Genomic DNA, 22,244 nt, shown 5'->3' on the forward strand with positions numbered 1-22,244 from the left:
ATGTCAGCGAAGGCTTAAGCCGCTTTCGCCTCAGGCTGGCTCAACGAGCGGTTCAGCGCACTGAACAGCGCCTTGAAGCTGGCGGTGGTGATGTTTTCATCGATACCCACGCCGTGCACCGCACGTTCGCCATTCACGCGCAGCTCGATGTACGCGGCGGCCTTGGCGTTGGTGCCCGCGCCGATCGCGTGTTCGTTGTAGTCCATGATCTCCACCGGAATCGGCAGGCCGGCCACCAGTGCTTCCAGCGCACCGTTGCCCTTGCCGCGCCAGTGCAGGTTGGTTTCGCCCTGACCCTTGCTTGCCACTTCCACTTCGACGGCGCTGTTACCGTTTTCTTCCTGCAGGCGATGGCTAACCAGCGCGTACGGGGTGTTGGCTTGCAGGTATTCGCTGATCAACAACGAGTGGATCTGCTTGGCGGTCATTTCCAGGCCGAGGCGATCGGTTTCACGCTGCACCACCTGGCTGAACTCGATCTGCATGCGACGCGGCAGGCTGATGCCGTATTCCTGCTCCAGCAAGTAGGCGATACCGCCCTTGCCCGACTGGCTGTTCACACGAATCACCGCCTCGTAGCTGCGGCCAATGTCGGCCGGGTCGATCGGCAAGTACGGGACTTCCCACAGGGTGTCCGGTTTCTGCTGGGCGAAGCCCTTGCGGATCGCGTCCTGATGCGAGCCGGAGAATGCGGTGTGGACCAGGTCGCCGACGTACGGGTGACGCGGGTGCACCTGGATCTGGTTGCACTCTTCAACGACTTTGCGCACGCCGTCGATATCGGAGAAGTCCAGCTCAGGGTCGACGCCCTGGGTGTACATGTTCAGGGCCACAGTGACGAGGTCAACGTTACCGGTACGCTCGCCGTTGCCGAACAGGCAGCCTTCGACACGATCCGCGCCGGCCATCAGACCCAGCTCGGTGGCGGCGACGCCGGTGCCACGATCGTTGTGGGTGTGCAGGCTGATGATCACGCTGTCACGACGGTTGATGTTGCGGCCGAACCATTCGATCTGGTCGGCGTAGACGTTCGGCGTTGCGCATTCAACGGTGGCCGGCAGGTTGAGGATCATCTTGTGCTCAGGCGTCGGGTTCCAGACCTCGATCACCGCGTCACAGACTTCCTTGGCGAACTCCAGCTCGGTGGCGCTGAAGGTTTCCGGGGAGTATTCGAAAGTCCACTCGGTGTCCGGCTGCATCGCCGCGTATTTGACGAACAGCTTGGCAGCGTTGACCGCGATCGCCTTGATGCCGTCCTTATCCTGGTTGAAGACGATGCGACGAAAGGACGGCGAGGTGGCGTTGTACAGGTGAACGATGGCTTTCTTCGCCCCGCGCAGGGATTCGAAGGTGCGCTCGATCAGGTCTTCACGGCCCTGGGTCAGCACCTGAATGGTGGTGTCGTCCGGGATGTGGCCTTCTTCGATCAGGGTACGCACGAAGTCGAAGTCGGTTTGCGAAGCGGCCGGGAACGAGGCTTCGATTTCCTTCACACCCACCTGAACGAGGGTTTTCCAGAAGCGCAGCTTCTTCACCGCGTCCATCGGCTCGATCAGCGACTGGTTGCCGTCACGCAGGTCGGAGCTGCACCAGATCGGCGCGGCGTCGATGGTTTTCGACGGCCAGGTGCGATCCGGCAGATTGATGACGGGGAACGCGCGGTATTTCGAAGACGGGTCTTTGAGCATGCTCATCGGGAAATTCCTTATTGTCTGGGCCGAAAAGAGGCGGCCTGCCGGTGGAACGAATGTTCGGGGAACAGCTTGGGACGAGGCGCAGCGATTCAGCCCGGCAGTCGTGCGCTGACGAGGCACAGACTGCGGTGCTGGCGAAGCTGAATAAGGGTGTGAGAGGTTTTCATGCCTTCAACCCTAACCGCGAGGGGAGAGGATGGCAAGCAGTCGAAAAAAATTGAGAGGAATACTCGAAAAGCGCGGATTTGCGCGATTTTATTGTGCTTCAGGCGGATGATCTTATTGATGTTTGCGCGGGGTTGGATTGGGGCGCAATTGAAACTGGTGGGGTGTCAGCGGTGTTTGCAGTGTGGGATGGGTCGTCTTCGCGAGCAGGCTCGCTCCCACATTGGATGTGTGTCGCTCAAAGATCCTTTGTGGGAGGGGGCTTGCTCCCGAAGGGGCCGGTAGCCTCAATCAGGAATTACGGTTGGAACGCACCAATGAAAATCGCCGGATCCACCCGCGCATCGTTCAAGCTGATGTTCCAGTGCATGTGCGGCCCGGTCGCCCGGCCGGTCGAGCCGACCTTGCCCACCACCGCGCCACGGGCCAGTTGATCGCCGACCTTCACGTCGATTTTCGACATGTGGCAGAACATGCTGATAAAGCCCTGGCCGTGATCGACAAACACCGTGTTGCCGTTGAAGAAGTAGTTGCCGGTCAGAATCACTTTGCCCGCCGCCGGGGTCTTGATCGGCGTGCCGGCCGGCACCGCAAAGTCGAGACCAGCATGGGGGTTGCGCTCTTCACCATTGAAGAAGCGGCGCACACCGAACTTGCTCGACAATGGTCCGTTGACCGGTTTGTCCAGCAGCAAGTTGCTCGGAGTGTTCGGGCTGAAGCTGCGGTAGGCCTTGATCTGCTCGGCCAGTTCACCCTCGATGCGCTTGAGATTGGCCGGGTTCGGATTGACCTGTTGAGTGTTCTTCAGGGTGATGTGCTGTTCCGGATATTTCTTGGTGCCAACGGTGAACGGCAGATTACGCCCGCCGCTGCTGATCTGCTGGCTGCCGGGTTTGACCGTCAGCGGCACACCGACAATCGCCAGCCAGTTGTTCTGTTCTTTCACCACCAGCACCGGTTTGCCCTGATAGGTGGCTTTTGGTGCCTGCGCGGCGCTGCCCAGATCGACCACCGCGACGCCGCCCGGCACCGGTTTGTTCAGCAAACGGGTGATGTAGCTGTCGGCGTGGGCGTTGAAGGAGGTCAGGCACAGCAACAATAACGGAGCAAAAAAACGCGGCATGGATCAGTCCAGTAAAGAAAGGGTGACAGGCGTCAGGTGGTTGTCCTCGACGCGCACTTGCAGTTCGCCTTCGCCCAGCTTGGCTTTCAGGCGTTGGCCGGTGTGGGTCTGCGCGGCGTTGCGAATGGCGTGCCCGCGCTCATCGAGCAGAATGCTGTAACCCCTGCCGAGGGTTGCCAGCGGACTGACCACATGCAGCGTCTGCATCTGGCTGTGCAGTTGCAGGCGACGGCTTTTCAGACCTTCGCGCATGGCTCGCGGCAGGCGTTCGGCGAGGCTGTCGAGGCGCTGACGGAGCATCGCCAATTGGCGTCCCGGATGTTGCCCGGCGAGGCGGGTTTCCAGGCGGATCAGGCGCTCGCGGCGGGTATTCAGTTGGCGTTCGAACGCCCGGCGCATGCGCATGTCCAGGTCATCCAGGCGTTGCGCTTGCTGGCGCAGGCGTTCGCCGGGGTGGCGCAGACGGCGGGCCATGCCTTCCAGGCGCAGACGATCGCGCATCAGCCGGTCGCGCATGCGCATCACCAGACGCCGGTGCAGGCTTTCGACCTGACGGATCAGGTGGCTCGAATCCGGGGCCAACAGCTCAGCGGCAGCAGAGGGCGTTGGGGCGCGCACGTCAGCCACGAAATCACTGATCGACACGTCGGTTTCATGCCCGACGGCGCTGACAATCGGCGTCACGCAGGCATCGACCGCGCGGGCCACGGCTTCTTCGTTGAAGCACCAGAGGTCTTCCAGCGAACCACCGCCACGGGCGAGGATCAGCGCGTCGAAACCACGGGCGTCGGCCAGTTTCAGGGCGCGGACGATTTGCGCGGTGGCTTCACGGCCCTGCACGGCAGTCGGGATCAGCGTCAGTTGCACCTGCGGCGCCCGCCGGCGGAACACGCTGATGATGTCGCGAATCACCGCGCCGGTCGGCGAGCTGATGATGCCGATGCGTTGCGGATGCGCCGGCAGCGGCACTTTGCGTTCGGCATTGAACAGACCTTCGGCGCTGAGCTTTTCCTTCAGCGCATCGAAGGCCAGGCGTAGCGCGCCGTCACCGGCCGGCTCCACGGTGTCGAGAATCAGTTGGTAGTCGCCACGTCCTTCGAACAGCGAGACCTTGCCGCGTACCTTCACGGCCAGACCGTCCTTCAGCGCCTGACGCACCCGCGCCGCATTATTGCGGAACAGCGCGCAACGCACCTGCGCACCGCTGTCCTTGAGGGTGAAATACACGTGGCCGGACGCGGGGCGGGCGAGGTTGGAGATTTCGCCTTCGACCCAGATGTTGCTGAACACGTCTTCGAGCAACACCCGCGCGCGGCCGTTGAGCTGGCTGACGGTCAGGACTTCACGGTCCAGGCCAAGTCTTGCAAAGGGATCTTTAATCATGGGGCGCAGTTTAAGGGCATTTGCCTGTCGATCACCATGACCCAACACAAAACCAATTGTGGGAGCGGGCTTGCTCGCGAAAGCGGTGTGGCAGGCAAATCAAGTTTCGACTGACACGTCGCTTTCGCGAGCAAGCCCGCTCCCACAGGGTTTTGTGAACATATTGATGAAGTGTTGAACCAGTGGCGTGGGGGTCTGGCGATAGGCGAGGGCCACGGTGCTTTGGCAATCGGGATCGCTCAGCGGCAGAAATCGTACACCGCCGGGGGCGATGTCCTGCATTGATTCGGGCAGCAGGGCGATGCCGAATCCAGCCTGGATCAACTGCAACTGCGTAGTTTTGCGCGACATCACCCGCGCCGCTTTGGGAAAAAAGCCCTGACGCATACACAGGTCGGCACACAAATAGCTAAGCCCGCCACGCTGCGGATGCGGGATCGAGATAAACGGCTCGTCCTTCAGTTGCGCCAATTCGACAGCGGCTGAATCGGCCAGGCGATGATCGTTCGGCACCGCCAGAAGCAAGCGTTCGGTGAACAATGGCACCACCTGAATACCTTCACGCTGACGCAGCACCGGCAGGCGCAACATGCCAATGTCCAGGCGTCCTTCCGCGAGTTCCTCAAACTGCGCCTCGGAGGACGACTTCCCGATGTCCAGCGACACGCCCTGCTGCTGATTCAGATAAGTGCTGATCCGACGTAATAAATGCCCGCTGATCGACACGGTGCTGGAATGACTCAGGCGCAACGTGCCCAGCTGGCCATTGCCTACTTCGGTCGCCATCGCGCTGGCTTTGCTCAGTTCATTGAGCAGGTTTCTGGCTCGCGGCAAAAACGCCTCACCTGCCGCCGTGAGCCGGGGCTGGCGTGCGGTGCGTTCGAACAGCGAGGTTTGCAGGCGCGCTTCCATGTCCTTGATCTGCCGGCTCAGCGCCGACTGCGCGATGAACAGGCGTTCAGCCGCGGCGCTGAAACTGCCGCATTCGGCGATTTCCACGAAGTAGCGCAGTTGACGGGTTGAAAGCATCAGGTATGCCCTTTCGAGATGGGTGAGTGGCTTTGAACATATTAGTCGCAAGGCTTGGTGCTGGCTAAAGTCATCACAGGCTTATAAAGGAAGCGAACCGATGAGCGTGGCGGGGTTGTTGAGCGAGTGGACGTGGGGCGCGGGCGGCTGGGTGGTGATCGGCCTGGGAATCGCGTTGGCCTATATCGTGTTCGGGATTGCCGGGTTCGGTACCGCACTGGTCGCGGGGCCGATTCTGATTCTGTTCATGCCGTTGTCGAAAATCGTGCCGCTGCTGGTGCTGCTGGATTTCGTCGCGGCGTTCGGCAACCTGCTGCCCTCGCGCCGGGATGTGGCCAAGCCCGAGTTGTTGCGGCTGCTGCCATGCATGGCGGTGGGGTGCACGTTGGGGGTGATTTTCCTGCTCAACCTCAAATCCGACCTGTTGCTGCTGTTGATGGGGCTGTTCATCAGCACTTATGCGGTTTACAGCCTGTGGGTGAAAACCCGGCCGACGCAGTTGTCTGCCGCATGGGCGCTGCCGATGGGCACGGTAGGCGGCCTGTTTGGCGCGCTGTTTGGCAGTGGCGGCTTTCTATATGCGATCTATCTCAACAGCCGCCTGCCCAAGGACGCGGCGCGGGCCACGCAAAGTGCGCTGATCAGTTGCAGCACGGTGGTACGTTTGAGTCTGTTCGCCATCGCCGGGGTGTATGCCGAGCTACCCTTGTTGATGCTGGCGCTGTGTCTGTTGCCGGCCATGGCGCTGGGCCTGTGGATCGGGCGGCGGTTGACGATGCGCTTGTCGCGCGAGGCGTTTGTCCGATTGGTGACCTGGCTGGTGCTGGCGAGCGGGATTGCGTTGATCGGGCGCTACATTATTAGTATGGCGTGAGCACTTGACCGGATTTCGTCAGGGATTAAGCTGCCGGCCTTTAGGGCCCCTTCGCGGGCAAGCCCGCTCCCACATTGGAATGCATGTCCCTGTGGGAGCGGGCTTGCTCGCGAAGGCGTCAGAAGCCATACCGCAGGACTTTCCATGAATTCGCAAAGCATCATCGTCCCGAAAATCTCCACCCTGCCGGTCCACGAACCCCGGGCGCGGGCGATCGTGCGCTGGCTGGTGCGCAAGAACATCATCGAAGAACAGCTGACCACTTGCGGCCGCACCGGCAATCGCATGGCCCATGCGATTGCCGACGGCGCGCGTGCGGTGGTGCTGCACCCCGAGGCGCTGCCCTTCGGTGAGCCGGTCAATGGACTGGAGATCATCGTCAAGCGCTGCATCTACACGCCGGCCAAGGGCTTTCTCGAAGAAGCCGGGTGCGCCGAGTGCCGCCGCGAAGTCGGCGAAGCGCTGTTCGAAAGCCTGGAAGACTGGTTTCCAGGCCGCACCGACAACTTTACCTGCCCGGAATGCGGGCATGAAGACGACATCAACGGCTTTCTGTTCTTGCAGGAATGTGCGTTTTCCAACCTCGGCTTCATCTTCAACAACTGGCTGGAAGCCGGGTTCAAGCAGAGCTTTATCGATGAGTTCGCCGATTGGCTCGATCAACCTGTCTCTTGGGTCAAGGTGGAGCTTTAGCGGCGGGGGTCTCCGTATATCAGCAACATTGATATTAAGCTGAGTTTTACATTGAACAGCAGGGGGTGTCTGACTATAATGGCGCGCTTCCATTTTCCCGCTCGGGAGCCCCCGCGATGCTGCGTATCAGCCAAGAAGCTCTGACATTCGACGACATTCTCCTAGTGCCTGGTTATTCCGAGGTGCTTCCTAACGAAGTCAGTCTCAAGACCCGCCTTACCCGTGGCATCGAGCTGAATATTCCTCTGGTTTCTGCCGCCATGGACACCGTTACTGAAGCCCGTCTGGCAATCGCCATGGCTCAGGAAGGTGGTATCGGTATCATCCACAAGAACATGACCATCGAGCAGCAAGCTGCCGAAGTGCGTAAGGTCAAGAAGTTCGAAGCCGGCGTCGTGAAAGATCCGATCACCATCGAGGCTGATGCCACGGTGCGTGACCTGTTCGAACTGACCCGCATGCACAACATTTCCGGCGTTCCGGTGCTGCACGATGGCGACCTGGTCGGCATCGTCACCTCCCGTGACGTCCGCTTCGAAACCCGTCTGGAAGCCACCGTACGTGAAGTGATGACGCCTAAAGAGCGTCTGGTCACCGTGCGTGAAGGCGCCGACAAGAACGAAGTCCGCGAGTTGCTGCACAAGCACCGCCTGGAAAAAGTCCTGATCGTCGACGACAAGTTTGCCCTCAAAGGCATGATGACCGTCAAAGACATCGAAAAAGCCAAAGCCTACCCGCTGGCCAGCAAGGATGATCAAGGTCGTCTGCGCGTTGGCGCTGCCGTCGGTACCGGTAAAGACACCGGTGACCGCGTTGCCGCGCTGGTCAACGCCGGTGTGGACGTGGTGGTGGTCGACACCGCACACGGTCACTCCAAGGGCGTGATCGACCGCGTTCGCTGGGTCAAAGAGAATTTCCCTGAAGTGCAGGTGATCGGCGGCAATATCGCCACCGGCGCAGCCGCCAAGGCCCTGGCCGAAGCGGGTGCCGATGCGGTCAAGGTCGGTATCGGCCCTGGCTCGATCTGCACCACCCGTATTGTCGCCGGTGTCGGCGTGCCGCAAATCAGTGCCATCGCCAACGTCGCCGCTGCCCTTGAAGGCACTGGCGTGCCGTTGATCGCCGACGGCGGCATCCGGTTCTCCGGTGACCTGTCCAAGGCCATCGTGGCTGGGGCGTCCTGCGTGATGATGGGTTCGATGTTCGCCGGTACTGAAGAAGCCCCGGGCGAGATCGAACTGTTCCAGGGCCGTTCGTACAAGGCTTATCGCGGCATGGGTTCGCTGGGCGCCATGTCCCAAGCGCAAGGTTCTTCCGACCGTTACTTCCAGGACTCCTCGGCAGGCGCCGAGAAACTGGTTCCGGAAGGGATCGAAGGCCGTGTGCCGTACAAAGGCACCCTGACGGCGATCATCCACCAGTTGATGGGCGGTCTGCGTTCCTCGATGGGTTACACCGGCAGCGCCAACATCGAAGAAATGCGCACCAAGCCTGAGTTCGTGCGGATCACCGGTGCCGGTATGGCCGAATCCCACGTTCACGACGTGCAGATCACCAAAGAAGCGCCAAACTACCGCGTAGGTTGATGCTTCAAGCAAATCGTTAAGCAACCGGGGCTGTTTTATTCAGCCCCGAGTTGTTTCTGAATCACGACTGTTTCTGAATTACTTAGACGAGACTGAATCATGGCCCTCGACATTCACGCTCACCGCATCCTGATCCTCGACTTCGGTTCGCAATACACCCAACTGATTGCCCGCCGCGTGCGCGAGATCGGTGTGTATTGCGAGCTGCACCCGTTCGACATGGACGAAGAGGCGATCCGCGAATTCGCACCTAAAGGCGTCATCCTCGCCGGCGGCCCCGAGTCCGTGCACGAAGCCAACAGCCCGCGCTGCCCACAGGCAGTCTTCGATCTGGGCGTGCCGGTCTTCGGTATCTGCTACGGCATGCAGACCATGGCCGAGCAACTGGGCGGCAAGGTTGAAGGTTCCGAGCTGCGTGAGTTCGGTTACGCCCGCGTTGACGTAGTCGGCAAGAGCCGCCTGCTCGACGGCATCGAGGACCACATCGACGCCGACGGCCTGTTCGGTCTCGACGTGTGGATGAGCCACGGTGACAAGGTCACCAGGATGCCGGAAGACTTCCACATCCTGGCCAGCACCCCGAGCTGCCCGATCGCCGGCATGTTCAATGACGAACGTGCTTACTACGGCGTGCAGTTCCACCCGGAAGTGACCCACACCAAGCAGGGCGGTCGCATCCTCTCGCGCTTCGTGCTCGACATCTGCGGCTGTGAAGCCCTGTGGACTCCGTCGAAGATCGCGGAAGACGCCATTGCCAACATCCGCGCACAGGTCGGCACCGACAACGTGCTGCTGGGTCTGTCCGGCGGCGTTGACTCCTCGGTGGTTGCGGCGCTGCTGCACAAAGCCATCGGCGATCAGCTGACCTGCGTCTTCGTCGACAACGGCCTGCTGCGTCTGCACGAAGGCGAGCAAGTGATGGCCATGTTCGCCGAGAACATGGGCGTCAAGGTGATCCGCGCCAACGCGGAAGACCAGTTCCTGAACAACCTGGCCGGCGAAGCTGATCCAGAGAAGAAGCGCAAGATCATCGGCCGTACCTTCATCGACGTGTTCGATGCCGAATCCTGCAAGCTGGACAACATCAAGTACTTGGCGCAAGGCACCATCTACCCGGACGTGATCGAGTCGGCTGGCGCGAAAAGCGGCAAGGCGCACGTGATCAAGTCGCACCACAACGTGGGCGGCCTGCCGGAAGAAATGAACCTGAAACTGGTCGAGCCACTGCGCGAACTGTTCAAGGACGAAGTCCGTCGTCTGGGTCTGGAACTGGGCCTGCCGTACGACATGGTCTACCGTCACCCGTTCCCGGGCCCGGGTCTGGGCGTGCGCATCCTCGGTGAAGTGAAGAAGGAATACGCCGACCTGCTGCGTCGCGCCGACCATATCTTCATCGAAGAACTGCGCAAAGCCGACTGGTACCACAAAGTCAGCCAGGCCTTCGTGGTGTTCCAGCCAGTGAAATCGGTTGGCGTGGTCGGCGACGGCCGTCGTTACGCCTGGGTCGTGGCCCTGCGTGCCGTGGAAACCATCGACTTCATGACCGCACGTTGGGCACACCTGCCTTACGAACTGCTGGAAACCGTCTCCGGCCGCATCATCAATGAAATCGAAGGTATTTCGCGCGTCACTTACGACGTGTCGAGCAAGCCGCCGGCGACCATTGAGTGGGAGTGATCCCGCGCAAGCCGTAAAGGCTTGATCGCTGCAACCGAAAAGCCGTGTGAAATCCGTTTCACACGGCTTTTCTGTTTTTGCGTTACAGCGGTTTTGACCAGCCACCCAGTTGCATGCCCATGTCATCCAGAGCTTGCAGCAGGGCTTTCATGCTCGGGTAGCGTTTACCGCTCACCGAAGGCCAGCCGGGGCGTTCGATGTAGAAGTGCTTGCCGTCTGTGTCGATGACGGTCCGTACCAGTTCTCGGGTGCGGCTGCGATGGACAATGAACGTCAGGTTGGGTTGCTGCTTCAGGGAGTACATGCCGTAGCGAGGCAGCAGGGTTTCGAATTCGGTCATCGTGTGCGCGGTCCAGGGTGTTTCGATTTGCAGGCGCAAGTCGCCTCTGACCAGCGCGGAACGATCGTGCGCCGTACCGCCCAAGGGCAGGATTCTCCCGGGATCGACTTCAATGCCCCGTGAAGTCCCTTCGGCGACATCCTCGACGCGAATGCCGATCGCCTCTTCCAGTTCGCTGACGCCGGCAACCCCATCAAAAGTGTTGGAGTGAGAGTTGCCCATCAGCGCCACCCATTTGTGCGCGCCGCGTGCGGACTGATCAGCGCGGATCATCAGGCGGGCGAAGTAATTCATCATTTTCTGCCGCGCGGTGTTGTTGCCCAATGGCAAGTCCATGCCGTTGAGTCGGTAACTCGCCATGCAATCGATGGCTTGTACATGGATCCCCTGCTTTCTGGCTTCCTTGACCAGTTCCAGGAACGTGTAGCGCTCCAGCGGATCGGTCATGTTGCCGACGTCGAGTGCCTTGAGATAGGTCTCGAGTTTTTGCGGCATGTTGCCGGTGCGGAAGAACTCATCAAGCGCGGCTTGATGGAAATCGGTCAGCAGGTGCTCCATGTACAGGCTCTTCAACTGTTTGCTGGCGAGCAATGGCATGTTCTCGATCAGCCATTGCTTGCTGCCGATGGCCGTGTGGCTCTCGCCGAGCACCAGGCCTCGGGCATGTTCGAGGATTTTTTCGATGATCTCCTCAGCAGTCGCGTCCGCCGCCAGGGCGGGCACCGGAGGACGATCGGGCAGGCGCAAGGTGCTGTAAAAATCCAGCGCGTCGCGATACAGGCGTTTGCGGATGACCTTGAAATCGCGGTAGGCATCGAACTCGTTCAAGCTGTCGTAGAAGTCACGCAGGGCTTCGTCATTCAGTCCCGCTGCGCCTTCCTCCAGATGCGCCTTGAGCGGTGCAGGTACGTCGTATTGCGAGGCGGGCAGGGCGGCCACCGGGCTGCGGCTGCTCGATCCGGCCAGTGCCGAAGGTTTGCCACCGCCGGCGAGTCCTGCGCGAGGCATGGTTTCCCATTCACCCTCAGGGTTCAGGCGTACCGGGATCGAGCGAGTAAAGCCGTGGGGGTGCTCGGGATCGATGACCGCCCAGTGTCCGCTGCCGTTGATGTCGGCTTCGTAGCGTACGTAATAGGCGGTGTCGTCCATCAGGATGGCGGTTGAGGGGTTCGAATCGAGCAGATAAATGCCCTGGAATTTTCCGGGCTCGCTCACCGGCGTAACGCCATCGAGCAACTCATTGGCTTGCCAGCTCGGCGGAATGACCGGTCGCGGGGTGTCTTCAATCAGGGGGGTGGCAATCGGCGGCTGAGGCCCACCCATCGGCGTCCCGACTTTATCGGTCAGGTCGCTCATCTCCGCCGCTTCGGCGGCATCCACCTCGGGTCCGACCTCGGCCAATGATCCCGGGCCCTTGAGTGCCAGCAGATTGAACAGCATGTCGATGCCGCTGAGCACCGCACCGACAATCCCGGCCTTGCGCTCGGCGGCGGTTTTGCCATTGACCGCCTGATCGATGTTCAGCCCCATGTTGGCAATGCTGGCGCCGATCACCGGCAATGCGACTGGCCAGCCGACCACGGCCATTGGCCCGAACACCTTGACCCCGGCGCTGAGGTAGCCGATCCACAGCTTCTTGCGCAGGTCACCGTTGGAGGTCAGGGACAGGCTGGCTTCTGCAAACATCGCCGTGCGGGTCGAGTCACTCAGCCAAGTAAAGGCGTCGCCACTGACCGCGCGGTTGTCCTGATTGATCAGCGAATGGTCGTAGCGGCCCCATGTAGCCACCAGGCGATTCATCAGGTCACCAAGATTGGCGTTGATCTGCTGCCGGTCGGCCAGCGAGAAATGCGCAAGGAATGTCTCGCGCGCCGCAGGTGTGTTCATCCGCTGCAGGATCCAGAAGTGCAGGTCGGTGGCGCTTTCCAGTACATGGAAGGCATCGCTGTTGCCGGGCAGGTAGAGGATCTGCCTACCCTGGGGCATGACGAAACGCAGGACGTTGGTAGCGGCGTAACCGGCAATGTCCAGCGTGCGCACACTGTCCGGGCAAGGGTGGCTGGTCTGCAGCATTGGCAGGCTGACTGGCCACGTCAGCGGGCCGATCGCCGCTTGCGTGACGAACTGGAAATCCTCGCCACTCAGCTGACGTTTGTCCCGCGCCTGCAGCGCTTTGATCAGGAAGTTGCACTTGGCCAGGGTACGAAAGTCGCTGCCGCTGGTATTCCAGAAAGCGTTCAGTTGAGCGTCGTACAGTGCGCTGAAGTCGATGCTCCAGAAGTCCTTGAGCACATCGTTGCCGTGCAGGCGCACTTCATTGCGTTCATCGAAGGTGCGGGCATCGGGACCGGCAGTATAGAAACCGCCATAGACGTCGAGCAGGTCGGCGTTGTCCTGGTCGGTGACGCGGAAGCGGTGAATCACCAACTGGGTCAGGGTCATGCTTGACGTGGGCGTGGCGTGCACATGCTCCCAGCCGGTGAAGGCATTCGAGCTGCTTTGCGAGGCGTCGAAGCGGTGGAAATACACCTGATCCGGGTCGAGGCCGTGGACCTGGTATTTGATCAACAAGTCGCTGGCGACCTGTCGAGCAGCGTCCTGCAGGCTCGGGCAGGTCTGGATGACGGTGGCGGCAATCGCCTTGAGCGCGGCCTTGTCGGCGGCGTTGGGCATCGGGTTGGGCATGTGTTTGGGCTCTCTTTCCTTGAGAAACGGGTGGCACAGGATGGCCCGGCTGTTCGATGCATGTGCACTACATAGTTATGTCACTTGAGCGCTCGAAATCGTGTACGCGCGAGGCGCAACTGCGTCCATCCGCCGCGCTGCCCTTACTGTTTCGCAATTGCAGGTGTATCGTATTTGCCTTTTGCGGGCCCGGTGCCCGACGCAGATACGTGAGGTAGTTGAGTTCATGTCCTTTACCCGTCGCCAAATCCTCGGTGGCCTGGCCGGTCTTGTTGTCGTTGGTGTCGGAGCGGGAGGCGCGTCGCGCTACTGGCTGGGCAAGATGGCCGATGCTGACGCGGGCCACGACTACGAGCTGATCGCGGCGCCACTGGACGTTGAGCTGGTGCCGGGGCACAAGACCGAGGCATGGGCGTTCGGCCCATCGGCGCCGGGCACTGAACTGCGCGTGCGTCAGGGCGAGTGGCTGCGGGTGCGCTTCATCAACCACCTGCCGGTGGCGACCACCATTCACTGGCACGGCATCCGTCTGCCGCTGGAGATGGACGGCGTGCCGTACGTCTCGCAATTGCCGGTGCTGCCCGGTGAATATTTCGATTACAAATTCCGCGTGCCGGACGCTGGCAGCTACTGGTATCACCCGCACGTCAGCAGCAGCGAGGAGCTGGGGCGCGGGCTGGTCGGGCCGTTGATTGTCGAAGAGCGCGAGCCGACCGGTTTCAAGTACGAAAAGACCCTGAGCCTGAAGAACTGGCACATCGACGAGCAAGGCAATTTCGTCGAGTTCAGCATTCCCCGTGAAGCGGCGCGTGGCGGTACGGCGGGGCGCTTGTCGACCATCAACGGCGCGCCAACGCCGGTGATCGAGTTGCCGGCCGGGCAGATCACCCGTGTGCGTTTGCTCAACCTCGACAACACCCTGACCTATCGCATCAACATTCCCGGCGTCGAAGCGCAGATCTATGCGCTGGACGGCAACCCGGTCGAGCCGCGGCCGCTGGGCAAGGAATACTGGCTCGGCCCCGGCATGCGCATTTGCCTGGCGATCAAGGCGCCCCCGGCCGGTGAAGAGTTGTCGCTGCGCAACGGCCCGGTGCGTCTGGGGACCTTGCGCTCGGTAGCCAATAACGATGCGCCGACCGAGTGGCCGAAAGCCTTGCCCGCCAACCCGGTGGCCGAACCGGATCTGGCGAATGCCGAAAAACTCAACTTCAATTTCGAATGGGTCGGTTCGGTGTCGGTGAATGTCGACAACGGCAAGCCACCGAGCCTGTGGCAGATCAACGGCAAGGCCTGGGACATCACGGACAAGACCTGCGCCGATCGGCCGATTGCCAGCCTGAAACTGGGCCAAAGCTACATCTTCGAACTGAAGAACATGACCCAGTATCAGCACCCGATCCACCTGCACGGCATGAGTTTCAAGGTGATTGCGTCGAACCGGCACAAGATCACGCCGTACTTCACCGACACTTATCTGCTGGGCAAGAACGAGCGTGCGCAAGTGGCGCTGGTGGCGGATAACCCGGGGGTGTGGATGTTCCACTGCCACGTGATCGATCACATGGAAACCGGCCTGATGGCCGCCATCGAGGTGAAGTGATGCGCCAGATTCGCCCCGCCGCGATCATCGACCGCAGCCGTGACCGCGACTTCATGCGTGAAGCGCTGGAGCTTGCTGCCCAAGGCGCAGCGCTTGGCGAAGTACCGGTGGGCGCGGTGCTGGTGCAGAACGGCGAAATCATCGGGCGTGGCTACAATTGCCCGATCACCACCAGCGACCCGAGTGCCCACGCGGAAATGGTCGCGATCCGCGCTGCCGCTCAGGCCATCAACAACTATCGCCTGCCGGGCAGCACGCTATACGTGACGCTGGAACCGTGCAGCATGTGCGCCGGGCTGATCGTGCATTCACGCATTGCGCGGGTGGTGTATGGCGCGCTGGAACCGAAGGCCGGGATCGTGCAGAGTCAGGGACAATTCTTTACCCAGGGCTTTTTGAATCACCGGGTGTTGTATGAAGGTGGGGTGCTGGCCGAAGAATGTGGAGCAGTGCTGACCGAATTCTTCAGAGCCCGTCGCGCAAAACCATCTGAATAAACACAACCCCCCAATGTGGGAGCGGGCTTGCTCGCGAAAGCGGTGTATCAGGCAACATTTTAATCGCCTGACACACCGCTTTCGCGAGCAAGCCCGCTCCCACAGGGGGGATCTCCCGTGTAGGGGAGATCGGGTTATTTCTTCGCGACAATCACCGCGCGCATCGGCGCCGGCAGCCCTTCGATAGTCTTGCTGTGATCTTCCGGATCAAGGAAGTCACTCAGCGACTGATACTTCATCCATTCGGTGCCTCGTTGTTCATCGACCGTCGTCATGCTGACGTCGACACAACGAATATCGGTGAAACCTGCCCGCCGCAGCCACAACTCCAGCGCCGGTACCGATGGCAGGAACCACACGTTGCGCATCTGCGCGTAGCGATCTTCCGGCACCAGCACTTGATGCTTGTCGCCTTCAACCACCAGCGTTTCCAGCACCAGCTCGCCACCCTTGACCAGGCAATCCTTCAGCGCCAGCAAATGCTCGATCGGCGAACGACGGTGGTAGAACACGCCCATCGAGAACACTGTGTCGAAGCCTTCGAGGTTCGGCGGCAGGTCTTCGAACGGGAACGGCAGGTGCCAGGCATTCGGCTCGGACAGATAACGCTGCACGGCCTGGAACTGGCAGAAGAACAGCCAGTTCGGATCGACGCCGATCACGCTGTCGGCACCGGCGCCGAGCATGCGCCACATGTAATAGCCGTTGCCGCAACCGACGTCGAGGATGCGTTTGCCCTTCAGGTCCAGATGCGGGGCGACCCGCGACCACTTCCAGTCCGAGCGCCATTCGGTGTCGACGTGTACGCCGAACAGGTCGAACGGCCCCTTGCGCCACGGCGACAGGCCCATCAGCGCGGTGCGCATCTGCGCGCGGGTTTCGTCGTCGCAGTCGGTGTCGAGTTTCAGGCCGTTGAGCAGATCGACTTCAGTCGGCTCAAGTTTCGGCAACGCGTCCAGCGCACTCTGCCAGCGCTCCAGATCGCCGTGACCTTTCTCCATTTTCTTGTCGAGTTGCCCTTGCAGGGTGTTGGCCCAGTCGGCCAGCGGGCTACCGGCCAGACGGCGGGCGAGGGGGGACAGATCAATCATGGCAAGGCAATCAACGAGGCAAAGTTAAGACACTGGAACCACGGCACGACTTTCGAGAACCCGGCGGCCAGCAGGCGTTCACGGTGTTCTTCGAGGCTGTCGGGCTTCATGACGTTTTCGATGGCGCTGCGCTTCTGGGCAATTTCCAGTTCGCTGTAGCCGTTGGCGCGTTTGAACGCGACGTGCAGATCGGTGAGCAGCGCGTGCTCTTGCGCATCGTTGAAGCGCAGCTTCTCCGACAGAATCAGCGCGCCGCCGGGCAGCAGCGACTGGCGAATACGCGAGAGCAACGCGGTGCGCTGCTCCGGGGCGATGAATTGCAGGGTGAAGTTCAGTGCCACCACCGAGGCCGGTTTGAACTCGAGCGCGAGAATGTCGCCTTCGATCACTTCGACCGGGAGCAGCTCCTGGAACATCGAATCCTGACCGTTCAGGTACTCGCGGCAGCGTTCGACCATCGCCGCCGAGTTATCCACCGCGATCACCCGGCAACCATCGGTGCGCACGTGACGGCGCAGGGCCTGAGTCACGGCGCCGAGCGAAGCGCCGAGGTCGTACAGAACGCTGTTCGGTTGGGCAAATTGCGCCGCGAGTACGCCTAGGTTTTCGACGATGGTCGGGTAACCCGGCACCGAGCGCTTGATCATGTCCGGGAACACCCGCACCACGTCCTCGTTGAAGGCGAAGTCAGGCACCTGGGCCATCGGCTGGGCGAAAATGCGATCGGGTTCTTTGCTCACGGCGGTTCCGGCGGTGTTGATGAAAAGGCCGGCATTTTAGCCAAAGTGACGTCGGGATGCTTGGGTTGTCCGACGTGGCGAGGGGATTTATCCCCGATGGGCTGCGAAGCAGCCCCAAGATCTGTGCCTGCGGTCTGTCTGACATACCTGATTGACCGGTTTCAGGGCCGCTGCGCAGCCCATCGGGGATAAATCCCCTCACTACAAAGTTAGCGGTGTTTCACGGAAAACGCCGAAGCGGCAATCCCCCACTGCCCCAGCCAGTAACTGAGGATGATCACGTACGGCGCGGCGTGGAATGGCGATACGAAGCGATCAATGCCGATCACACTGTCGGAGAACACGAACGCCAGCGCACCCGCCGCCGCCAGCAGCGCCGATCGCTTGGGCACATCGGTGCCGAGGCGGGCGAGGGCGCGCCAGAGCATGGCGCTGATCGCGGTGCCATAGACGACCACTGGCACTAGCAACGGCCCGAGGCCACTGGAAATCAAAATCCCCAGCAGCACCGCGCCGACGCCGAGCGCGAGCACCAGCGGCAAAAGCGCCAAACGCTTGCAATCGCTGAGGTAAGCCTTGAGATACGCCAGATGCGCCACCAGAAACGCCCCCAGGCCAAACACAAACAAATCCCCCGGCCACGCCAGCAACACGTCACCGAGCAAAGAGAAAATCAGCCCCAGACTGATCCAGCGTCGATAGTCGCTGGGTGGCGCATCGTGCAGCCAGCCGAGCAGCGCCAGCACCGGTAACGGTTTGACCAGCAGGCAGAGCAATGCCGCATGCGTGCTCACACCGTAGAGAAACGTCACCGCGCCCATCAGCGCCAGAATCAGCCAGCCCACGATCAGTTCACCGAAATGGCGCAGTCGAAGGTTTCTGCCGGTTCAACTTCCGGTTCCCACGGCTGCTGCGAGGTCAGGCGCAGGCGGCCGGTGCCGGTGGCAAAGGCCTGGAAGCGCCAGGTGGAAAAACCGCCCGCGCCGACCATGCCGGAATCTTTCGGACTGCTGTAAACCTCAGGGCTGAGTGCATGTAGCACGCCGCCGGCGGAATCCTGAATTGCCCAGCGATAGCCCGTGGTCGGGTTGCTCGGCAGCATCACGATCAGGTTTTGTCCGTTGGTTAACTGCACGGGGCATTCGCTCTGGTTTTCCACGGTCACGTTCTGTTTTGGCTGCGTGGCGCAGGCGGCCAGCAAAGAGAGGGCGAGAGGGACAAACAGGCGAGTGGCGGACATAGGCTCAGTGGCTCCGGCGTTGACGACGAACGGCGAGCATAACTCAAGTAGCACCGGATGCTAATTGGACGATGCCAGAATCTCGCCGACAACTTGCCCTTGTCGTCGGCAGATTCCGCAATGCGTTAACCTGTTAGGAGATATGAATGCCGAAGATGCTTTTAATGTTTAACGGTTCCTGATTGACTAAAAACTTAATGTCCAGATGTCCGAAGTAAAGTTTTTTTGTCGGGTCAAGGCATATCGTTATTTTTCCAGTTTGCGGGATGCCTACAAAGTTCTGGCTGTCTTTAATACCGTTGTAACTGACTTTGATGAGCTCTTTGTCCAGCGGATAGTCATAGAGTCCATTCGGAGGCAAATCCTGCTGCCCATTACCAAGTTTGCTATCCTTAATCTCGATTCTGAAATCAAAACCGGTCCGATCCGACCTGCGCGAGCCTTGTAGGATGACAACATTGCTATGGATAGTCCCATATAGGCTGTCGGCGAACAGAGTTTCATGATCAATGTCGAGTAACCATATGCCTGCGGCTGGCTGTAGAGTGGTGGATTTTTTCATACCTGCTCCGGGATGGATTTATAAAAAATCAGCCCGGTTAGTTTTGGGATTTTTCAGTCGTAGTGTCTACTGTCATAAATAACAGTGTTTAATAACGTTTCTCTATAGGTGTGCAGTATTTAAAGTATAAAGCGAAACGCTGCCAATTGAGGTTGACAGCGTCTCAGTCTAAGTCAGAACAAAACTTTCGCTACATCCGCAAAGCGCTTGGCAAAGTGCACCGTAATCCCTTCCTTCAGATAATCCGGCAACTCCTCGAAGTTGCCGCGGTTCGGCTCCGGCAGGATCAGTTCGAAAATCTTCTGCCTTCTCGCCGCAATCACCTTCTCGCGCACTCCGCCAATCGGCAGCACATGCCCGGTCAGCGTCAGTTCGCCGGTCATCGCCACGCCTTTTTTCGGCGGCTGATTGCGGGCGAGGGAGAGCAGGGCACTGGCCATGGTCACGCCGGCGCTCGGGCCGTCTTTCGGTGTGGCACCTTCGGGTACGTGCAGGTGGACGAAGGCTTCATCGAAGAATTTCGCATCGCCGCCAAACTGTTTCAGGTGCGAGCTGACGTAGCTGTAGGCGATCTCCGCCGACTCTTTCATTACATCGCCCAGTTGTCCGGTGAGTTTGAACCCACGGTTAAGCGTGTGAATCCGCGTGGCTTCGATCGGCAGGGTCGCGCCGCCCATGCTGGTCCAGGCCAGACCGGTGATCACACCGGTGCCCGACAGCACTTGTTCATTGCGGAACACCGGATGACCCAGCGAGGCTTCCAGATCTTTCGGGCCGAGCTTGATCACCGCTTTCGGGTCTTCGATCAGCTTCATCACCGCTTTGCGCACCAGTTTGCCCATCTGTTTTTCCAGCTGGCGCACCCCGGCTTCACGGGCGTAACCGTCGATCAAGGCCTTGAGCGCGCTGTCGCTGATGCTCAGGCTGCCCTTGGACACGCCGGCCTTTTCCAGCAGTTTCGGCCACAGGTGGCGCTTGGCGATGGCGACTTTTTCTTCGGTGATGTAGCCCGACAGGCGAATCACTTCCATGCGGTCCAGCAACGGCCCGGGAATCGAATCCAGGGTGTTGGCGGTGCACACGAACAGGACTTTCGACAGGTCCATGCGCAAGTCGAGGTAATGGTCGAGGAATTCGACGTTCTGTTCCGGGTCGAGGGTTTCCAGCAGCGCCGAGGCCGGGTCGCCCTGGTAGCTCTGGCCCATCTTGTCGATCTCGTCGAGCATGATCACCGGGTTCATCACTTCGACGTCTTTCAGCGCCTGCACCAGTTTGCCCGGCTGCGCACCGATGTAGGTGCGGCGGTGGCCCTTGATCTCGGCTTCGTCGCGCATGCCGCCGAGGCTGAAGCGGTAGAACGGCCGGCCAAGGGATTCGGCGATGGATTTGCCGACGCTGGTTTTTCCCACGCCCGGCGGGCCGACCAGCAAGACGATGGAGCCGCTGATTTCGCCTTTATAGGCACCGACCGCGAGGAATTCGAGGATGCGGTCCTTGATGTCGTCGAGGCCGGCGTGGTGTTTGTCGAGTACCTTGCGCGCGTACTTGAGGTCGAGTTTGTCCTCGCCGTACACGCCCCACGGCACCGAGGTCGCCCAGTCGAGGTAGTTGCGGGTGACCGCGTACTCTGGCGAGCCGGTTTCGAGGATCGACAGTTTGTTCATTTCCTCTTCGAGGCGTTTCTGCACCTGCGCCGGCAGAACCTTGCCTTCCAGGCGTTGCTCGAACTGTTCAAGGTCGGCGCTGCGGTCGTCCTTGGTCAGGCCGAGTTCCTGCTGGATCACCTTGAGTTGTTCCTTGAGGAAGAACTCGCGCTGATGCTCGCCGATCTTGCGGTTCACTTCTGCGGAGATCTCTTTCTGCAGGCGCGCGACTTCGACTTCCTTGCGCAGCATCGGCAGGACTTTTTCCATGCGCTTGAGCATTGGAACGCAGTCGAGCACTTCTTGCAGTTCATTACCTGTCGCCGAAGTGAGGGCGGCGGCGAAGTCGGTCAGCGGCGACGGATCGTTGGGGCTGAAGCGGTTGAGGTAGTTCTTCAGCTCTTCGCTGTACAGCGGATTGAGCGGCAGCAGTTCCTTGATCGCGTTGATCAGCGCCATGCCGTAGGCCTTGACCTCGTCGGTCGGCTCGGTCGGCTGGTGCGGGTATTCGACTTCCACCAGGTACGGCGGGCGGTGGTGTTTGAGCCAGGTCTTGATGCGCACGCGGCTCAGGCCTTGGGCGACGAACTGCAATTTGCCGTTTTCGCGACTGGCGTGGTGCACCTTCACCAGCGTGCCGTATTCGGGGAGGGCGCCGGTGTTGAAGTGGCGCGGGTCTTCCTGGGGCGTGTCCATGAAGAACAGGGCCAGGGAGTGGTGGTCGGATTTGCTCACCAGGTCGAGGGTTTCGGCCCAGGGTTCTTCGTTGACGATGACCGGCAGCACTTGGGCCGGGAAGAACGGGCGGTTGTGGATCGGGATGACGTAGACCTTGTCCGGCAGGTTCTGGCCGGGCAGGGCCAGGCCTTTGCCGGATGAGGTGTGTTCGATGTGTTCGGCTTCGGTGTAGTCGTCGGGGTTGTCCGGGAATTCTTGCTGGTCGCTCATTGGGGCACCTGCGCAATGGGGTATGGGTCTTAGATGGGGCAGGCTTTGGGTGGTTTCAATGGGGGGCGGTGTTTCTGCTTGTGCGTTCAGGGTTTTGACAGGCGTCACGCTTTGGACTTGGCGGCCTTTGGGCCGACCATGTTCATGGGGTTTTGGGTGTTTATCCGTTTTTTTGGGTGTGGCGGCTGGCGGTTTCGCCCTTACGGCGAGTCACCTTTTCCAGACGCCGAAAAGGTAACCGAAAAGGCTTGCTCCTGCGTTCGGCCCGCTCGCTGGGGCTCGGGGTTCCTTCGCTGCGGGACTGATCCGTGGGGCAGCGCCTCCGGTTTGCTTCGCTGCACCTCCTCTCGCTGTGTTTGGCTGCGCCAAACGGTCGCTGCGCTCCCACCCCCGGATCAATCCCGGAACGAAGCCTTCCGACGTCGCCCGTGGATCAAGATCAAGAGCGGTACTCGAGCTTGCGCTCATTGTTTTGAGTGGGGCGGCTGCGCCGCATGGGGCATACACAAATCAAAACTGTGGGAGCTGGCTTGCCGGCGATGGCGGCCTGACAGCCGACCAATCTCTACCTGAATGCACCGGGTTCAAACTGTAGGAGTGAGCCTGCTCGCGATGGCGGCCTACGAGCCGACCAATCTCCACCTGACTCAACCAATTCCACTGTGGGAGCG

General features: G+C 60.6%; 17 protein-coding genes. 6 read left to right on the forward strand and 11 right to left on the reverse strand.

Annotated elements, in window-relative coordinates:
- Nucleotides 1-14 precede the first annotated feature (14 nt).
- From leuA to HDC30_RS16000, 4 genes are all read right to left on the reverse strand, one after another.
- Nucleotides 15-1,694 (reverse strand): 2-isopropylmalate synthase, encoded by a 1,680-nt coding sequence (gene leuA / locus HDC30_RS15985; protein WP_027612129.1) that lies wholly within the window; start codon nt 1,692-1,694, stop codon nt 15-17.
- Between the two features lie 463 nt (nt 1,695-2,157).
- Nucleotides 2,158-2,982 carry a peptidoglycan DD-metalloendopeptidase family protein gene (locus tag HDC30_RS15990; RefSeq protein ID WP_096795524.1) on the reverse strand — a complete coding sequence of 275 codons (825 nt, stop codon included), beginning with the start codon at nt 2,980-2,982 and terminating at the stop codon, nt 2,158-2,160.
- Nucleotides 2,983-2,985: 3 nt separating this feature from the next.
- Nucleotides 2,986-4,365 (reverse strand): exodeoxyribonuclease VII large subunit, encoded by a 1,380-nt coding sequence (gene xseA / locus HDC30_RS15995; protein ID WP_183783936.1) that lies wholly within the window; start codon nt 4,363-4,365, stop codon nt 2,986-2,988.
- 99 nt (nt 4,366-4,464) lie between these two features.
- On the reverse strand, nt 4,465-5,394 hold the full coding sequence (locus HDC30_RS16000) for a LysR family transcriptional regulator (RefSeq protein ID WP_183783938.1): 930 nt from the start codon (nt 5,392-5,394) through the stop codon (nt 4,465-4,467).
- 100 nt (nt 5,395-5,494) lie between these two features.
- Between HDC30_RS16000 and HDC30_RS16005 the strand changes: the two genes are divergently transcribed.
- The 4 genes from HDC30_RS16005 to guaA all read left to right on the forward strand — a co-directional run bounded on the left by HDC30_RS16005 (nt 5,495) and on the right by guaA (nt 10,224).
- Complete coding sequence (locus HDC30_RS16005; RefSeq protein ID WP_096795527.1) at nt 5,495-6,268, forward strand: sulfite exporter TauE/SafE family protein; 774 nt, start codon at nt 5,495-5,497, stop codon at nt 6,266-6,268.
- 144 nt (nt 6,269-6,412) lie between these two features.
- Entirely contained in the window at nt 6,413-6,961 is a 549-nt protein-coding gene (locus HDC30_RS16010) for a sugar ABC transporter ATPase (RefSeq protein ID WP_096795528.1), read from the forward strand.
- 116 nt (nt 6,962-7,077) lie between these two features.
- The gene (guaB, locus tag HDC30_RS16015) at nt 7,078-8,547 is read left to right on the forward strand and encodes an IMP dehydrogenase (RefSeq protein WP_027612123.1); all 1,470 of its coding nucleotides are present in this window, start codon (nt 7,078-7,080) and stop codon (nt 8,545-8,547) included.
- 99 nt (nt 8,548-8,646) lie between these two features.
- On the forward strand, nt 8,647-10,224 hold the full coding sequence (gene guaA, locus HDC30_RS16020; RefSeq protein ID WP_150368528.1) for a glutamine-hydrolyzing GMP synthase: 1,578 nt from the start codon (nt 8,647-8,649) through the stop codon (nt 10,222-10,224).
- A gap of 82 nt (nt 10,225-10,306) precedes the next feature.
- Here guaA and HDC30_RS16025 read toward each other — a convergent pair whose 3' ends face one another.
- Nucleotides 10,307-13,249, reverse strand: a complete 2,943-nt coding sequence (locus tag HDC30_RS16025) for a membrane-targeted effector domain-containing toxin (RefSeq protein WP_183783940.1) — start codon at nt 13,247-13,249, stop codon at nt 10,307-10,309.
- A 226-nt stretch (nt 13,250-13,475) separates the two neighbouring features.
- Here HDC30_RS16025 and HDC30_RS16030 point away from each other — a divergent pair, with 226 nt between their 5' ends.
- Together HDC30_RS16030 and tadA are read left to right on the forward strand one after the other, a co-directional pair.
- Nucleotides 13,476-14,852 (forward strand): multicopper oxidase family protein, encoded by a 1,377-nt coding sequence (locus tag HDC30_RS16030; protein ID WP_183783942.1) that lies wholly within the window; start codon nt 13,476-13,478, stop codon nt 14,850-14,852.
- Nucleotides 14,852-15,349 carry a tRNA adenosine(34) deaminase TadA gene (tadA, locus tag HDC30_RS16035; protein ID WP_183783944.1) on the forward strand — a complete coding sequence of 166 codons (498 nt, stop codon included), beginning with the start codon at nt 14,852-14,854 and terminating at the stop codon, nt 15,347-15,349. The genes HDC30_RS16030 and tadA overlap by 1 nt, the downstream gene beginning before the upstream one ends.
- Before the next feature lie 134 nt (nt 15,350-15,483).
- Here the strand turns inward: tadA and cmoB are convergent, their stop codons facing one another.
- The 6 genes from cmoB to lon form a co-directional block, all read right to left on the reverse strand.
- Nucleotides 15,484-16,440, reverse strand: a complete 957-nt coding sequence (cmoB, locus tag HDC30_RS16040) for a tRNA 5-methoxyuridine(34)/uridine 5-oxyacetic acid(34) synthase CmoB (protein WP_096795532.1) — start codon at nt 16,438-16,440, stop codon at nt 15,484-15,486.
- Complete coding sequence (gene cmoA, locus HDC30_RS16045; RefSeq protein ID WP_208101786.1) at nt 16,437-17,144, reverse strand: carboxy-S-adenosyl-L-methionine synthase CmoA; 708 nt, start codon at nt 17,142-17,144, stop codon at nt 16,437-16,439. Before cmoA ends, cmoB begins: the two co-directional genes overlap by 4 nt.
- A 245-nt stretch (nt 17,145-17,389) precedes the next feature.
- Nucleotides 17,390-18,025 carry a lysoplasmalogenase gene (locus HDC30_RS16050; protein WP_178083197.1) on the reverse strand — a complete coding sequence of 212 codons (636 nt, stop codon included), beginning with the start codon at nt 18,023-18,025 and terminating at the stop codon, nt 17,390-17,392.
- 2 nt (nt 18,026-18,027) lie between these two features.
- Nucleotides 18,028-18,420, reverse strand: coding sequence for a protease inhibitor I42 family protein (locus HDC30_RS16055; protein WP_007964468.1), 393 nt, complete (start codon nt 18,418-18,420; stop codon nt 18,028-18,030).
- Nucleotides 18,421-18,553: 133 nt separating this feature from the next.
- Nucleotides 18,554-18,982 (reverse strand): hypothetical protein, encoded by a 429-nt coding sequence (locus HDC30_RS16060; RefSeq protein ID WP_183783946.1) that lies wholly within the window; start codon nt 18,980-18,982, stop codon nt 18,554-18,556.
- Between the two features lie 173 nt (nt 18,983-19,155).
- Nucleotides 19,156-21,573 (reverse strand): endopeptidase La, encoded by a 2,418-nt coding sequence (gene lon, locus HDC30_RS16065; RefSeq protein WP_095136918.1) that lies wholly within the window; start codon nt 21,571-21,573, stop codon nt 19,156-19,158.
- Nucleotides 21,574-22,244 lie beyond the last annotated feature (671 nt).

This window comes from Pseudomonas sp. JAI115, from assembly GCF_014200835.1.
Taxonomy (GTDB): domain Bacteria; phylum Pseudomonadota; class Gammaproteobacteria; order Pseudomonadales; family Pseudomonadaceae; genus Aquipseudomonas; species Aquipseudomonas putida_A.

Bases quoted from the DNA above. Each gene is read 5' to 3' on its own strand.
- leuA (WP_027612129.1), bottom strand. From the start codon at position 1,694: ATGAGCATGCTCAAAGACCCGTCTTCGAAATACCGCGCGTTCCCCGTC.
- HDC30_RS15990 (WP_096795524.1), bottom strand. From the start codon at position 2,982: ATGCCGCGTTTTTTTGCTCCGTTATTGTTGCTGTGCCTGACCTCCTTC.
- xseA (WP_183783936.1), bottom strand. From the start codon at position 4,365: ATGATTAAAGATCCCTTTGCAAGACTTGGCCTGGACCGTGAAGTCCTG.
- HDC30_RS16000 (WP_183783938.1), bottom strand. From the start codon at position 5,394: ATGCTTTCAACCCGTCAACTGCGCTACTTCGTGGAAATCGCCGAATGC.
- HDC30_RS16005 (WP_096795527.1), top strand. From the start codon at position 5,495: ATGAGCGTGGCGGGGTTGTTGAGCGAGTGGACGTGGGGCGCGGGCGGC.
- HDC30_RS16010 (WP_096795528.1), top strand. From the start codon at position 6,413: ATGAATTCGCAAAGCATCATCGTCCCGAAAATCTCCACCCTGCCGGTC.
- guaB (WP_027612123.1), top strand. From the start codon at position 7,078: ATGCTGCGTATCAGCCAAGAAGCTCTGACATTCGACGACATTCTCCTA.
- guaA (WP_150368528.1), top strand. From the start codon at position 8,647: ATGGCCCTCGACATTCACGCTCACCGCATCCTGATCCTCGACTTCGGT.
- HDC30_RS16025 (WP_183783940.1), bottom strand. From the start codon at position 13,249: ATGCCCAACCCGATGCCCAACGCCGCCGACAAGGCCGCGCTCAAGGCG.
- HDC30_RS16030 (WP_183783942.1), top strand. From the start codon at position 13,476: ATGTCCTTTACCCGTCGCCAAATCCTCGGTGGCCTGGCCGGTCTTGTT.
- tadA (WP_183783944.1), top strand. From the start codon at position 14,852: ATGCGCCAGATTCGCCCCGCCGCGATCATCGACCGCAGCCGTGACCGC.
- cmoB (WP_096795532.1), bottom strand. From the start codon at position 16,440: ATGATTGATCTGTCCCCCCTCGCCCGCCGTCTGGCCGGTAGCCCGCTG.
- cmoA (WP_208101786.1), bottom strand. From the start codon at position 17,144: ATGGCCCAGGTGCCTGACTTCGCCTTCAACGAGGACGTGGTGCGGGTG.
- HDC30_RS16055 (WP_007964468.1), bottom strand. From the start codon at position 18,420: ATGTCCGCCACTCGCCTGTTTGTCCCTCTCGCCCTCTCTTTGCTGGCC.
- HDC30_RS16060 (WP_183783946.1), bottom strand. From the start codon at position 18,982: ATGAAAAAATCCACCACTCTACAGCCAGCCGCAGGCATATGGTTACTC.
- lon (WP_095136918.1), bottom strand. From the start codon at position 21,573: ATGAGCGACCAGCAAGAATTCCCGGACAACCCCGACGACTACACCGAA.